This window comes from Paenibacillus silagei (genome assembly GCF_017874735.1).
Classification (GTDB): Bacteria; Bacillota; Bacilli; order Paenibacillales; family Paenibacillaceae; genus Paenibacillus_AQ; species Paenibacillus_AQ silagei.
This window is the reverse complement of record NZ_JAGGLV010000007.1, coordinates 216,035-230,719: the sequence shown is the minus strand read 5'-3', so window position 1 is coordinate 230,719 and position 14,685 is coordinate 216,035. Positions and strand designations below refer to the sequence as shown.

The following is a 14,685-nucleotide window of genomic DNA, read 5'->3' as shown; positions in this document are numbered from 1 at the left end:
TAGAGTAAGTCGCAAGCCATACATTACCCCTAGCGGGAAAGGATGATTCTACGATGACTTCACCACGTAATCTATTCACTCCAAAAGCAAGCAAGCTGCTTGCAGGCACCTTGACGGCAGCACTCCTCCTAAGTACTGGCGGGCTGAGCGCCTTCGCCGCCTCTTCCCCATCGGCTACTAGCGTTTCGAGTCCAGCCCCGCTGCTTCCGGCTCCTGAAGCTGGCCTTCCGCCTGCCGGTACAGAGCAGCTTAGCCCGCCAGCCGGACCACCCGATGGCCCCGGCTTAGGCGGTCCTGGTCTCGGCGGCATCGAGACCAGCGACCTGCTGGCCGCGCTTGGCCTGTCGGCCAGCGGGCTGCGCACAGCGCTTGAATCGGGAAGCTCGCTTAGCGCAATTGCCAAGCAGCAGAACGTGGACTCTCAGAAGCTGCTCCAGCTCGCCGCAAATGCAATAGAGGCCAGACTCAGTCAGGAATATAAGGATGGACGTATCACCGAGAGCGTGTATAAGAGCCGCCTCAGTGAAGTCTCCAAGCGTGCGGCGTCCCTGCTGAACCAGACCCGGCCGAAGCCGCCGATGCCCGGTTCAGCACCGGCAGATACGGCTGAATTGCCGCCGCTCGGGCCTGGGCTGGAAAGTCTTGACCGCTCGGAACTCGCCGGACTGCTGGGCACCAGCACCAGTCAGCTTGCCTCCGGTCTCGGCAGCGGACAATCCCTTGCCGAACTGGCAGGCACAAGCGCAACCAGTACGCAGAAGCTGATGGATCTGGTCGCCGTTGCCCTCACCCAGGATTTGAAGGAACGCCTGGCCAGAGGAGAATTGTGGGCGGATGAATATTCAGCTGAACTGGCGAATGTACAGACCCGGGCTGCTGATCTGGTACAGCATGTGCATCCCCAGCCCCCGCATCTCCGGCTGAATGACAAATAAGTCCGGAGATTAAGCGGAAAATACAATACCGGAGAGCCTGTGTCTAACGATGCAGGCTCTTCGTGTTGAAAGGATTTTCCAGCAGGTGCTAGAATAAAAAGTCGTTTCCACTCGAATTCTGTCAGGGAATTAGCTTATAATGATCACACTGCGACTTGACCGAGGATGGAACAAGACCAAGCAATCCAGAATAACCCCAAGGAGGAAGTCCATTGTATAAGGTGCTGATTGTAGATGATGAAGTTTTTGTGCGGAAGGGCTTGATCCGGATTCTGAGCGAATGCTCGCCGCAATTCGAGATTTGCGGTGAAGCCGAGAATGGGGAGCAAGCGCTTACCCTGATTGAACAATTGAACCCGGAGCTGGTAATTGCCGATATCCGTATGCCCGTGCTTGACGGTCTGGGACTGATCAAGAAAGTGAAGACGGAGCTTGTGCAGGAGCCGATTTTTATTATTTTGAGCGGATATGCCGACTTCTCCTATGCCCAGCAAGCCTTCCGGTACAATGTGTCGGATTATATCCTCAAGCCGGTTGACGAACAGGAGCTTACGGTTGCGCTTGGCAAAATCGCCCATATGCTGAACAAAAAGCAGCTCCTCTCCATCACCCGGGAGAAGCCCTTGGTCGAGACGGTCATCGAAAGCCTGCTGCAGACGCAGCCCGATGATCAGGTCATGGGACGGATCGCCTATGCGCTGGAGCTGCCTCTCACCTCTTCCTATACGTACCTCATCGCAGAAATGCAGGATCAGCTTCCTGCCGGAGAAGTCGATTATCTGCCTGCCCTGAAGAACTCTCTGCTGCGTTATTTCCGCCAAGAGGCTCAGACTCTGCTTCTTCATGTACGCACGAACAATCAATACGGGATGATCTTGCCCGGCCAGTGGGTGGATGAACCCCATCCTTCCCCGTGGGGAGGCTACCGTACGATGCTGGATACACTGGAGCGGGAGCTTGGAACAAGCATCGCTTTGTTCGTTGGCCGGAAGGTAAGCCATCTCAATCAGATTGTAGCCTCCGGGGCCAGTGCGGAGCAATGCCTCCAGTACCGTTTTGCCGCCGGCTTCGAGGGCATTTATATGGCGGACGAGCTGCTGGAGCTGCCCTTATACTATTTCGATATCGATGAAGGATTGCACAGCAAGCTGATTTACGAGGTCGAAGCCAATGACAACAAGGGTTACAGCTCAACTGTGGATGCTATTTTCACCATGTTCCAGGAGCGCCACTTCGCCCCCGGGGCGGTGACGAACACGATCCGGCGCAGCATGATTGCCATCATCAACATTATCCGGCAGCTTGAAGGTGACGAGAACGAACTGCAATGGATGACCGAGCTGCTCAACTGGCCGCTGAAATACCGTAATTTGAAGCAGCTGAAGCAGGTATTCCAGCAGTTTATCGCCGAAGCCGCAGAATATATCGCAGAGAAGCGCGGCGGCAAGAGCGAAGGCAATATTGAAAAAATCAAAAAATACATCGACGGGCATTACCGTGAAAATATCTACCTCAAGGGCATTGCCGCCGATTTCGATATGAATCCGGTCTATCTTGGACAGTTATTCCGCAAAACCTACGGTGTGTATTTCAATGAATACCTGCTGACCCTGCGGATTGAGGAGGCCAAGCGCCTGCTGCGGCAGACCAAGAAACGGATGTACGAAATCGCGGAGCTGGTCGGCTTCCAGAATGCGGATTATTTTGCCACCCAGTTTGAAAAGCTTGAGAATATGACGCCGACTGATTATCGCAATATGATGATTGGGCAGTAAATAAGGAGGCTCCCTGCCGTGTTCAACTTCCGTCTGAATCATATGAAGCTTAGAAGCAAGCTGATTGTCATCTACATTGTATGCGTGTTCATTCCGATCATCCTGACCAATGTAATGTTCTATCAGGTGACCACCGCCAATATCAAGAATCAGAAGACCGCAGATGCCGAGCAGGCGATGAATCTGCTGCAGGCTGAGCTGAGGACCGTAATTGAAGATGCAGCAGGCATATCCTACCTCTACTCCATTGACCGGCAGCTGATCCAGCATCTGAATACCACCTATGCTTCAACGGACCGCTATGTGGAGTCGCTGAACGCCATATCGAATCTGTTCAACCGGACTGACAAAGAGAACAAGGTGCTGAGCTCCTCGGTGATTATGACCGACAATCCAACCGTTCTGGCCTCAGCCCATATCATTAAGCTGGAGGACAGTATGCGCCAGCAGGACTGGTATAAAGAGATCAGCCAATTCAGCAACACACACCCCCATCTCTATGTGACGCCCGACAGCATCAGCGTGATCCAGCGGCTCACTGACCGCAGGCTGGAGACGTATGAGCATGTCCTGAAAATTGACCTGAACATGAACTATATCCGGCAGATTCTGGATCTTTCCAGCTTCAGCGGTGATTTCTATATTCTCGACCCGTCGGGCCAGGCCCGCTTCGGCCGTCTCTCCAGCGGTCAGCCCAGCGGGCTGATTACTGCGGCGCACACCCTGACCCCAACTGAGATTCCCAAGCCAAAGCAGGCGATTGTGATCGACAAGACTTACCAGAATAACCGTTACCTAAGCGGCTGGTCGATTTACGGCGTCCTGGATGAGACCCTTATTTTGTCAGATGTCAGACAATCCGGGCAATTTATCCTGTGGTTTGCCGGCATTAACTTCCTGGTTCCCACCATTGTAATTATGATCATGTCCCGTTCGATCCACACGCGGATCAAGAATATCCTGAAGCATATGAAGTCTGTAAAAGACAAAAACTTCGGACTGATCCCCTACCACCTGGAGCGGGATGAGATCGGTGAGCTTACCGTCGAGTTCAACCGGATGAGTAAACGGATCGAGAACCTGATCAATGATGTATATGTTGCCGAGATACAGAAGAAGGAGCTTGAACTCCGGCAGCGGCAGGCGCAACTGCATGCGCTGCACAGCCAGATCAATCCTCACTTCCTGTTCAATGCGCTGGAGACGATCCGGATGCGCAGTATGATGAAGGGTGAGACCCAGACGGCGCGGACAATTCAGAACATGGCGAAGATTTTCCGCAAATCAATCATGTGGAAGAGCAGCTTCGTTACGATCCGCGAGGAGCTTGAATTAATCGAGAGCTTCCTGGAGATTCAGAAATACCGCTTCGATAACAAGCTTGAATATCACATCGAGGTGGACCAGTCGCTGCTGAACATTGAAATTCCGAAGATGGCCTTCCTTCCCTATGTGGAGAACGCCAGTATCCACGGAATTGAGAATATAGCCGGCATCGGGTATATCAATATCCAGATTGCCCAGGAGAACGGGCAGATTGTCTTCGTCATTGCAGATAACGGCGTGGGCATGGACCAGGCGAAAATCAGTGAGCTTACGCATTATCTGGACGATGAGTCCGCCATGGGGGATTCAATCGGGATGAAGAATGTAATCACCCGGCTGAGGATCACCTACGGGGAATCGTTCACCTTCTCCATTACGAGCGAGCCCGGAGCGGGAACCCGCATTTTGCTGCGTCTGCCCCTGGAGAATAAATAAATATAGGGTATACCTTAATTATTCAAAGACTGATCTAAGGTTTGACCTGTAACAAAGTTAAACGCTTTCTTTTATACTTAGGTTGTTCTAAAGCACAAAGAAAAGAAAGGGGATATGAAATGCGTACAAAGAAATGGTTGCAAACCGGACTGGCTGCTGTTATGGCTTCGGCCCTCCTCATTGCCGGCTGCTCGGGCGGTAACAACGGGAACAAGAACAGTGCCAGCGGCAACGACGGCGAGGTAAGCACTGAGCCGGTAACGTTCACTTACTTCGGCTTCGGGGCCAACAAGGATACCATGGCCAGTGATACCACCATCGGTAAGAAGCTTCAGGAACAGACAGGTGTAGACTGGAAAATGGAATACGTGGTTGGCGACGGAAGCACCAAGTCCGGTGTTATGATTGCCGGAGGCGACTATCCGGATGTCATCTCTCCAGTCGGCGAGCTGGCCAAGCTGCTCGATGCCGGTGCATACATTCCGCTTAATGATCTGATTGAGAAGTATGGCCCTAATATCAAGCGTGTCTACGGCGACTACATGAACAAAATCACTAATGAAGACGGCAATATCTATATCCTTCCCTTCACTGCAAATGTAAACGGATACTTATCGCCGCCGGACCCTAGCAGCACCTTCTGGATGCAGAGACGCGTCCTTAAGGAATTCGGTTACCCGGAAGTGAAAACGCTTGACCAGTACTTTGACCTGATTGAGAAATACCAGGCTAAGTACCCTAAGGTGGATGGTAAAGACACCATCGGCTTCGCTACCTTCGCCGGTACAGCCGGTGAATTCTTCACCATCACCAACCAGCCAATGCATCTGGCCGGTTATCCGAATGAAGGCGGCGTCCTGGTGGACATGGAGTCTCATGAAGCCAAGCTGTATCAGGGAACCGAAGATGAGAAGCGCTGGCTGGCCAAATTGAACGAAATGAACGGCAAGGGTCTCGTTGACCCTGAGACATTCACAGCGAACAAAGACCAGTATCTGGCGAAGCTGACCTCCGGCCGTGTACTCGGATATGTCAACTATTCCTGGCAGATCAACGACGCCACGAACAATCTAAGATCCGCCGGTAATGACGATCTGCGTTACGTTGCCCTTCCTATCGTCTTTGACGAAGGCATTAAAGATGCTTATGTTGATCCTCCGTCCTTCGTGAACAACCGCGGGCTGGGTATCTCTGTCAGCGCAAAAGATCCGGTCCGCATCATCAAATATTTTGACAACCTGCTGACCGATGAGAACCAAAAGCTTGTCGAGTGGGGCATTGAAGGTGAAACTTACACTAAGAACGCTGAAGGCCGTATGGTGATGAGCGAAGAACAGCTGACCAACCGCAACGACAATGATTTCAAACGTAAATTCGGCTTCGCTTATTTCGATTATGAATGGCCGCGTTATGGCGACAATTCCGTATATGATGACGGCAACGCCCATGTTCCGTTCAACCAGCCTGAAGTTGCCGCTATCAACTACACAGAGGGCGACAAAACACTGCTGGAGAAATACAACCTGAAGACCTTCTCCGACTTCTATGCTGAGCCAGTAGAACGTCCTTGGTACCCTGCCTGGAGTATTGAGAAAGAGCCTGGCTCCCCAGAACAGCTCTTCAGCCAGAGAGCCGGCGATTTGCAGCAGAAATACTATCCTCGTATGGTGCTTGCTGCCCCTGGCCAATTTGAAAAGGTCTGGAGTGAATACCTGGCCGAATACAACAAGCTCGATGCTAAGGGCTACGAAGAATTCATGACTAACAAGATCAAGGACCGCATCGACGGCAAATGGTAAGCCTCCGCTTCCCAGCTGCAGCATGATGAACCGGGAAAAGTGAAGCCTGCCTTCACTTTTCCCTTCTACACTTGTTAGCAAAGAGAGAATATGGAGCTTGGAAAGGGGACGGTACAGGTGGGAAAAACCGCTGTGCAGTTGGCAAAATCGAATAATACCGGTACTTCGCGCTTCAAAACCTTTTTTAAAGAGCTATCTAAACAGAAAATGCTGATGCTGATGTCATTGCCCTTTCTGTTATGGGTGATTGTATTCAAATACCTCCCGCTATGGGGATGGACGATTGCTTTTCAGAAATTCAAGCCAGCCAAGGATCTGTTCGATCAGAAGTGGGTCGGCTGGGACAATTTCAAATTCCTGTTCCAGGAACAGCAGTTCTATCGCGTCCTTCGTAATACTCTGGTTATGAGCTCCATTAACCTGGTGCTCGGATTTGTAACAGCCATCGTGCTGGCCCTGCTGCTGAATGAACTGCGCAATGTATTCTTCAAACGCACCGTGCAGACGATCAGTTACCTGCCTTACTTCATTTCCTGGGTCGTAGCGGCCAATATTGTACAAATGGCACTGGCACCGGAAGGGATCATCAATGTGCTGCTGGTCAAAGCGCAGCTTATTGATCATCCAATTCTGTGGCTGGGCGAAGGCAAGTACTTCTGGGGAATACTCGGGGTTACGGAGGTCTGGAAGAATGTCGGCTGGAATACCATCATCTATCTGGCAGCCATCACCTCCATCGACCCTTCTCAATATGAAGCGGCTGAGATTGACGGGGCATCCCGTCTGCAAAGAATGTTCTATATTACCCTGCCGGGTATTAAGCCGGTTATCGTACTGATTCTGATTATGAATCTGGGCCATATTCTGGAGTCCGGCTTCGAGGCGCAGTACCTGTTAGGTAACGGGATGAACCTCGACTATTCGGAGAATCTGGATATCTTCGTACTGAAGTACGGGATGCAGATGAATAACTTCGGGCTAGCCACCGCAGCAGGTATGTTCAAAACGCTGGTCAGCTTCATCTTCTTGATCGCAGCCAATAATATCGCCAAGCGTATGGGCGAAAGCAGATTGTACTAGAAAGGAGGACACAAGTAATGGCTAAATCCAAAACCAATTCATACCGGAATTCTTCGTTGGGTGACCGAATCTTCGATATATGCAATACGATCTTCATGATTCTCTTGGTCATTGTTACCCTCTATCCGTTCCTGAATATGTTTGCTCTATCGTTCAATGAAGCGAATGACTCTGTCCGCGGGGATATTTATATCTGGCCTCGTGAATGGACGCTGCGCAACTTCGAGTATGTATTCAGTGAATCCAACATCTTCTTTTCAACGTTTGTCTCTGCAGCACGGACGGTAATCGGCACTGTGGTCTCCGTATTCTGTACAGCGATGCTGGCCTATACGGTAAGCCGTCCGGAATATAAGCTGAAGAAGTTTGTGTCCGTCACGTTTATTTTCACCATGTACTTCAGCGGCGGTCTGATTCCAGGCTACCTGCTGATCAAAGAGCTGAACATGCTGAACAGCTTCTGGGTCTATATCATTCCGGGCATCATCGGCGTATTTAATATGATCGTCATCCGCTCCTTCATTGAGGCACTGCCTGAGGGACTGATGGAATCGGCCAAAATCGACGGCGCAGGCGACTTCATCACCTTCTCGCGCATTGTGCTTCCGCTGACCGTTCCGGCGCTGGCTACCGTCTCCCTGTTCGTAGCGGTCTATCAGTGGAATTCATGGTTTGACGTCTTCCTGTACAACTCCTCCACGCCAAGCCTGAGTACGCTGCAATACGAGCTGATGAAGATGCTGTCAACATCCAACACCGCGATGTCCAGCTCCTCGGCAGCCGATGCCTTTGCGAACGCGCAGGGCAATAAAGCGACTGTTACACCGACCTCTATCCGTGCAACGATGACCATTGTAGCGAGTGTACCGATTATCATCGTCTATCCGTTCCTGCAGAAGTATTTCGTTAAAGGGATGGTTGTCGGCGGGGTAAAAGGCTAATTGTAAAAAGCTCTGCACATAAACAAGCGATCTTCGGAAGGCCATCCGCCTTGTCTGAAGACCGCTTGTTTTTTTAATTACTTTTGCTTGCCATCAACTCCCGCTCCAAACGGGATTTCGTAGCCGTATCCGGCAAATAGAGCATAATCCGCTGATCTGGATCATTAGGGAACTGGAGGGTAATATGTTCAAACTCCAATACTCCAAGCTCAGGGTGATACAGCTTCTTGTAGCCGTCAAGGCTGCTCGGCGCCTCGTGCCCCTGCCACATCCTTGCGAAATCTGAGCTTACATTCTTAAGATCAGCAATTAATTGGTTAAATGAAACATCCTCCAGATAACGGGCTCGCGATGTCTGGAACTCGGCTACAATTCTCTGGGAGACATCATGCCAATCCTCTGAACCCTCCCTCCAGACAGGGTCGGTGAACTGGCGCCACATCAGATTGTGATCATGCGGAGGTGACGGCCGGCTAATCGTAAATACGGCTTCTGCTGCAGCATTCCAGGCTAGAAAATCATACCTCCTCCCGATTACATAAGCAGGATTCGGATTGAATTCGTCCAGCATCATCTGGACAGACGGGCTGATCTTCTCTTCAGCAGCAGTCATTTGAGGCGGTAGTGACTCTCCTGACAGTAGAAAAAGATGCCGACGCTCATTGGGGGTTAGCTTAAGGGCCGAAGCCAGACTCTCCAGCACACCCACTGAAGGACTGATATCACGTCCCTGCTCAAGCCGCGTATACCATGAAAGACCTATACTGGCGAGTTGAGCAACTTCTTCGCGGCGTAAACCTTGTGTCCGGCGGCGGCCCCCGGCAGACAGTCCGACATCATGCGGAGAGATTGAGGATCTTGCTTTTCGCAGAAAATTCCCTAAGGCTAAACGGCGTTCACTATCATTCAACTAAGCAGCCCCCTTATCCTGTCACTCGTAAGCCTACCATTAAGAAGGCTCTCCTCCCAAAACAATAGCCAAAGTATACTCAAAGTGATCAAGGATATCAATATATATAGGGAAAAGGAGAATCAACATGACAAATGATTCGGGACAATTATTGAAGGACAAGGTGGTAATGATTACGGGTGCCGGACGGGGGATCGGGGCTGCGGCAGCAAAGTGTTTTGCCATGCAGGGCGCCTCGGTGATGCTCGTCTCACGGACAGAATCTGAGCTGCGTTCACTCAAAGATGAGATTACGGCAGCCGGAGGACAGGCGGAATATTTCACAGCCGATCTGGCCGAAGCGGGTGGCGCTGGGGAAGCGGTCAACGCCACAGTAAGGCGGTATGGCCGGCTTAACGCCGCTTTCAACAACGCTGGTATCGGAGTCACCATATCCTCTTTGGTCGATGAGAAAGAAGAGGATTTCGACCTGATTCAGTCTGTAAACTATAAAGGAGTCTGGCTGTGCATGAAGGCCCAGATTACGGCAATGTTGCAGACCTCCGGATCAGGGGCAATTGTGAATACCAGCAGTGTCGGCAGCTTAAAGGGTAATCCCGGCTTGGGTGCCTACGGCGCCTCCAAACGCGGAGTTAACAGCCTCACGCAAACAGCTGCCATCGAATACGGACCAGCGGGCATTCGGGTCAATGCCATCGCCCCCGGCACAACTATGACAGATATGATTCAACAATGGGTCTCCATCAATCCTGAGATTATCGAGCAAATCAGTGCCAAAACGCCCCTCCGGCGTCCGGCTGAACCCATAGAAATCGCACAGGCTGCGGCCTGGTTACTTAGTGATCAAGCCTCCTTCGTAACAGGGGTCATCCTGCCGGTAGACGGCGGGCTGAGTGCCTAAAGGCCGCTTACCCTCCCCTATTCTATCCGGCTAATACTTGTCTCAGGAGCTTATAATCCATACATTGGTAAACCGAAACAGTAATGGACTATAATATACAGGTAAAGTAGCCCGATGACGTTCATATTAGTAGTTGGGAGAACGGGGAGTGAACTGTCTATGAATATAGCCGCTAAATTCGTGCAGCGTTTCAGAGAATACGATAACCGAAATATGCTTAAAGCCTATCGTGACAAAACGGAGCAAATCCGCACACGGAATTTGCAGGCATGGGATGACACCAAGCTTCAGGAGGAGTCCTTCCGGCTCCAGCAAGCTGCCCAATCCGGCATAGCTCTGGACGAGCTGCTTGTCAATGCCTATTCATTAGTCTGTGAGGCTGCCTCAAGAACACTCGGCTTACAGCCTTATGATGTCCAGATCATGGCCGGGATCGCCCTGCATGAACGAATGCTGATCGAGCAGTACACCGGTGAGGGCAAAACCCTCTCAGCCGTAATGCCGGCCTATCTGAATGCGCTGACCGGCAAAGGCGTTCATGTGCTGACCTTCAATGATTATCTGGCCCGGCGGGATGCGCAGTGGATGGGTCCCATTTACCGCTTCCTGGGACTATCGGTGGATTCGGTTCAAGCGGGCATGAGTCTGACTGAGAAACGGGCTGCCTACAGGAGCGATATCACCTATGTTACGGCAAAAGAAGCAGGGTTCGATTACTTGCGAGATACCATTGCGCTCACGGAAGCCGCTACGGTACACCGCCCTTTCCACTACGTCATCGTGGACGAAGCCGATTCCTTGCTGCTTGATGAAGCGCGGGTACCGCTTGTAATCAGCGGAGAATCTGAGGTCAGCCATAGCGACGGCATGCGATACGCGGATCTGGCCCGGCAGCTGCTGGCTGGAGAGCATTACGATTATGACGAATTCCAGCGGAACGTATACCTGAACGATGCGGGTGCTGCCAAAGTAGAAGAGTTGCTGGGATGCGGTAATCTCTATGATAGCCGGAATAGTCAGCTGCTAACCTCACTGAATTGTGCACTGCATGTGGAGACCTTATTAACGAAGGATATTGATTATATCGTCCGTGGCGGTGCTATCGAGCTGATCGAAGAGTATACAGGACGCGTGGCAGAGAACCGTTATTTGCCGGACGGGCTACAAGCGGCTTTGACAGCGAAGGAAGGACTGAAATGGACCGCAGGCGGGAAAATACTCGGTACGATCACTATTCAACACTTCATTAGCCTATATCCTGAAATCTGCGGAATGACGGCTACAGCCTGTGCCTCCGCTATGGAATTCAAGGATATCTATGCTCTGCAGGTGGTACAGATTCCGCCGAACCGGCTGAACATCCGGACCGATTACCCGCACCGGATCTACACGCACAAGGAAGCCAAATATCAGGCGCTCGTGCAGGACATCTCCTCTATTCACAGGGAGGGCCGTCCCATTCTGATCGGGACCGCAAGTGTTGAGGAGTCGGACATGCTGGCTGCGGAGCTTGCGGCTGCCGGGGTTCCCGCTCAGGTGCTGAATGCGAAGAATGATGCTGAGGAAGCTGATATTATCGCCAGAGCCGGAGAACTGGGCGCCGTAACGGTCTCAACGAATATGGCGGGACGCGGTGTCGATATCCGGCTCGGCGGCGGTGATCCGGTACAGGCAGACGCTGTCGCCCGGCTCGGCGGCTTATATGTCATTGGCACCCATGTGAACGAAAGCGTACGGATTGACAACCAGCTTCGCGGGCGTTCCGGCCGCCAGGGCGACCCGGGGGCTTCTGTCTTCTATGTCAGTCTGGAAGACGATCTGATGCGCCGCTTCAGCTCCCCTACCCCAGCCCATGCGGTCAGACAGCAGGAAGCTATTGAAGAGCCTTTGCTTGGCCGTAAAATCGCAAGTATTCAGCAAATTGTAATGAGTCAGAACTTCGATATCCATAACGAGCTGAACCGTTATTCGGATATGATCGAGGACCAGCGGCGGATTCTCTACGCAGAGCGGCTCAGCATTCTGCTGGGCGAGCAGCCGATGAGCCCTGCGGAGCAGCGGGTACGGCTATTCTATATCGATGAATGCTGGGCTGACCATCTGGCCTTCGTCTCCTATCTCCGCGAAGGCATTCACCTGGAGAGCATCGCCAGCCGCAGCCCGATCGATGAATTTCATACACAGATTACCGGAGCGTTCGATCAGATCCCGGGCAAGATCAACCGTGCGGAAGAGGCGATGCTGGTCAGGCTTGGAGGGTCCAATGATCCGGCTGAATGGGAACGGCTGGGCCTTAGGAGCCCTGCTTCGACCCGGACTTATATCATTAATGATCAATATCTACAGAATAAGCGCAGCTCATGGACGGGAACGACCGTTGTAGCTTTTTGGCTTCGTCCCTTTGCACAGAAGGTACTATCCCCCTTCATTAAGCAACCGAAATACTAATAGGGCTCATATTGCAGAAGTGGAAACGGCTAGGCCGTCCTTAGGAGGATGGCCTAGCCGTTTGATTAAGGACTATATAAATTGAAATGGAAAAGTTACTCCTCGTTTACTAATGCGGTTCCGCCCTTCCCCTGCTACTTAACTGTAGAACTCCCAGAATACAAGCTGGGCCAGCAGAATTGCCATCATCACCATGGGCACGATGACAGACCAAGGATAACGGGCCGTTGAAGCAGGCGACGGAGTCAGGTGCCTCTTCCTGGTTAGAAACAGCGCAGCGATAAGCAGTGCAGCCAGTCCGGTTAGCCCAATATTCACTATTATCTGCGGATACACCTCCGCATAGGCACGTTCATTGTTGCTAAGCATCCGTAAGGCCAGCACCAGATTGTTCACCACCAGACCGGTACCGGTTAAGGTCAGTCCGGCCGTCAGCTTCCGGTTGGCGGATCGGGGTGCAGGACGGTTACGCTGTGCTCTCCTTTTGCCCAGAAGCATCTGTACCAGCCACACAAACGGAGCAATTACGAAATAGATTATCGCCAGTCCCGCAAGTGCTGCACTTAGAATTAGTAACGGCATGGACCGGCCCGGAGACAGCGGCAGATAATCGGAGGTGTACACCGAGACAGCCTCTACCTTCCCGTCCTTCATTGTGGCATACAGCATCGGCCAGGCATCCAGCCCTGAATCTCCGCCCGTCTTCTCATAGAGGTAAGGCTCAACCTGCTTATAGCTTCCGCTCATCCCGGCAAGTGACACCTGAAGCTGATCTGCTCCCTGAGGCTCAAGCTTCATCATCGTCAGATATGGGAACAGCTTCATGAAGCCATGGCCGGGACGGCGCGCCGCGACGAATCGGCCTTCCACCTCTGACACGTCCGGCAGAACCGCTGCCTCCGTCTGTGCTCTCTGCCCCACTACCTCTTTGGTCAGACCATGTACAATGTGGGATTCGCCCGCCTGGTTCGTCATAATCACAACTGCAAACCGGTCTTCAGGCACAAGCATAAGGTTGGTGGCAAAAGCAATCGTGTTCCCGCCATGTCCCAGCGTCCGGTGTGCCCCGGGATACTCCCAGAACCCGTGGGCGATGCCCGGCATGCCTTCTGCAGCAGAATGACTCCGGGTCAGCATCGTACCAAGCGTACCGGACTTCTGAAACAGCGGGGATTGCTCTCCGGCTGCGGGCATGAAGGCCATGGCGAACTTGGCCAGATCCTCCGCAGTCCCGTTATTTCCGCCGTTCGGGTACATGGACATATAATTCCATGAGCCTTGTTTGAAGGAGCCTTGTCCGGCGAAGAAATACCCTTTGCCCTTGAGCTTCAGCAGTTCCGGGCGGTCTTCCACCACGGAATACGCAATGGAATGCTTCATGCCCAGCGGCTCAAAAATATGCTGCTGGACGTATTCATGATAAGGCTGCCCGCTGATTCTCTCCACAATATAGGCAGCAAGTGAGTTGCCGTAGTTCGAATAAGCGACTACCTCTCCCGGTCTGTAGATCTGTGCCGGCTGAGCCAGCTTCAGACCTTCTTCCAGTGACCGCACTTCCTCAGGCGACTGGTAAGCCATATCGAACATATACTCTTCAAATCCGGCATTGTGGTTCATCAGCTGCAGCATGGTGATCGGCTCGTCATACTCCAGCTTGGTCAGGAAATGCTCCGGCAAAAGCTTACGGATATCTTCATTCAGATCCAGTTTGCCCTGCTCAGCCAGTTGCATTACGGATGTCCATACGGCGAGCTTGCTGATAGAGCCCCATTCCATGACCGTATCCGGAGAGACGGGGCTCTGTTGTTCCACGTCGGCGTAGCCGTACCCCTTGGACAGCACGACCTGCCCATCCTTCACCATGACAACGGACGCACCTACGGTCTGCTTTCCTATGTACTCTTTTACATATTCATCTACAAAAGCTTCCAAACCGGTCAACGGTATGCCGGATGGGGTAGCTCCACCTGCTCCAGTGCTGCCTTGCTCTGCGGCAAATGCTGTAATACCGCCCGATAGCAGCAATAGTGCCGAGAGTATGATTGTGAACGTTCTTTTCAACAAATAAGACCTCTCCTTTAGTCAAGTAAAATCCTGTTGCTGTTGCCTTCCTAATTCTAACAAAAAACCTGACC

The 14,685-nt window shown here is 52.1% G+C and carries 10 protein-coding genes; 8 read left to right on the top strand and 2 right to left on the bottom strand.

The window, feature by feature from the left end; all coding sequences use genetic code 11:
• The first annotated feature begins 53 nt into the window (after nt 1-53).
• The 6 genes from J2Z70_RS13035 (at nt 54) to J2Z70_RS13010 (ending at nt 8,291) form a co-directional block, all read left to right on the top strand.
• Nucleotides 54-935 (top strand): hypothetical protein, encoded by an 882-nt coding sequence (locus tag J2Z70_RS13035; RefSeq protein WP_209873438.1) that lies wholly within the window; start codon nt 54-56, stop codon nt 933-935.
• A 221-nt stretch (nt 936-1,156) separates the two neighbouring features.
• Complete coding sequence (locus tag J2Z70_RS13030; RefSeq protein ID WP_342593014.1) at nt 1,157-2,710, top strand: response regulator transcription factor; 1,554 nt, start codon at nt 1,157-1,159, stop codon at nt 2,708-2,710.
• An 18-nt stretch (nt 2,711-2,728) separates the two neighbouring features.
• Nucleotides 2,729-4,471, top strand: coding sequence for a sensor histidine kinase (locus J2Z70_RS13025; protein WP_209873432.1), 1,743 nt, complete (start codon nt 2,729-2,731; stop codon nt 4,469-4,471).
• Nucleotides 4,472-4,590: 119 nt separating this feature from the next.
• Complete coding sequence (locus J2Z70_RS13020) at nt 4,591-6,270, top strand: ABC transporter substrate-binding protein (protein ID WP_209873429.1); 1,680 nt, start codon at nt 4,591-4,593, stop codon at nt 6,268-6,270.
• A gap of 117 nt (nt 6,271-6,387) precedes the next feature.
• On the top strand, nt 6,388-7,350 hold the full coding sequence (locus tag J2Z70_RS13015; RefSeq protein ID WP_342549508.1) for an ABC transporter permease: 963 nt from the start codon (nt 6,388-6,390) through the stop codon (nt 7,348-7,350).
• 17 nt (nt 7,351-7,367) lie between these two features.
• A complete protein-coding gene (locus J2Z70_RS13010; protein ID WP_036729010.1) occupies nt 7,368-8,291 on the top strand; it encodes a carbohydrate ABC transporter permease in 924 nt (307 codons plus the stop codon).
• Nucleotides 8,292-8,364: 73 nt separating this feature from the next.
• On the opposite strand, the gene J2Z70_RS13005 is transcribed toward J2Z70_RS13010, so the two are convergent.
• Nucleotides 8,365-9,201 (bottom strand): helix-turn-helix transcriptional regulator, encoded by an 837-nt coding sequence (locus tag J2Z70_RS13005; RefSeq protein WP_209873423.1) that lies wholly within the window; start codon nt 9,199-9,201, stop codon nt 8,365-8,367.
• Between the two features lie 127 nt (nt 9,202-9,328).
• Here J2Z70_RS13005 and J2Z70_RS13000 point away from each other — a divergent pair, with 127 nt between their 5' ends.
• The gene (locus tag J2Z70_RS13000; RefSeq protein ID WP_209873420.1) at nt 9,329-10,102 is read left to right on the top strand and encodes an SDR family NAD(P)-dependent oxidoreductase; all 774 of its coding nucleotides are present in this window, start codon (nt 9,329-9,331) and stop codon (nt 10,100-10,102) included.
• 159 nt (nt 10,103-10,261) lie between these two features.
• On the top strand, nt 10,262-12,550 hold the full coding sequence (locus J2Z70_RS12995) for a preprotein translocase subunit SecA (RefSeq protein WP_209873417.1): 2,289 nt from the start codon (nt 10,262-10,264) through the stop codon (nt 12,548-12,550).
• Between the two features lie 138 nt (nt 12,551-12,688).
• Here J2Z70_RS12995 and J2Z70_RS12990 read toward each other — a convergent pair whose 3' ends face one another.
• Nucleotides 12,689-14,614 carry a serine hydrolase domain-containing protein gene (locus tag J2Z70_RS12990; RefSeq protein ID WP_209873415.1) on the bottom strand — a complete coding sequence of 642 codons (1,926 nt, stop codon included), beginning with the start codon at nt 14,612-14,614 and terminating at the stop codon, nt 12,689-12,691.
• Nucleotides 14,615-14,685 lie beyond the last annotated feature (71 nt).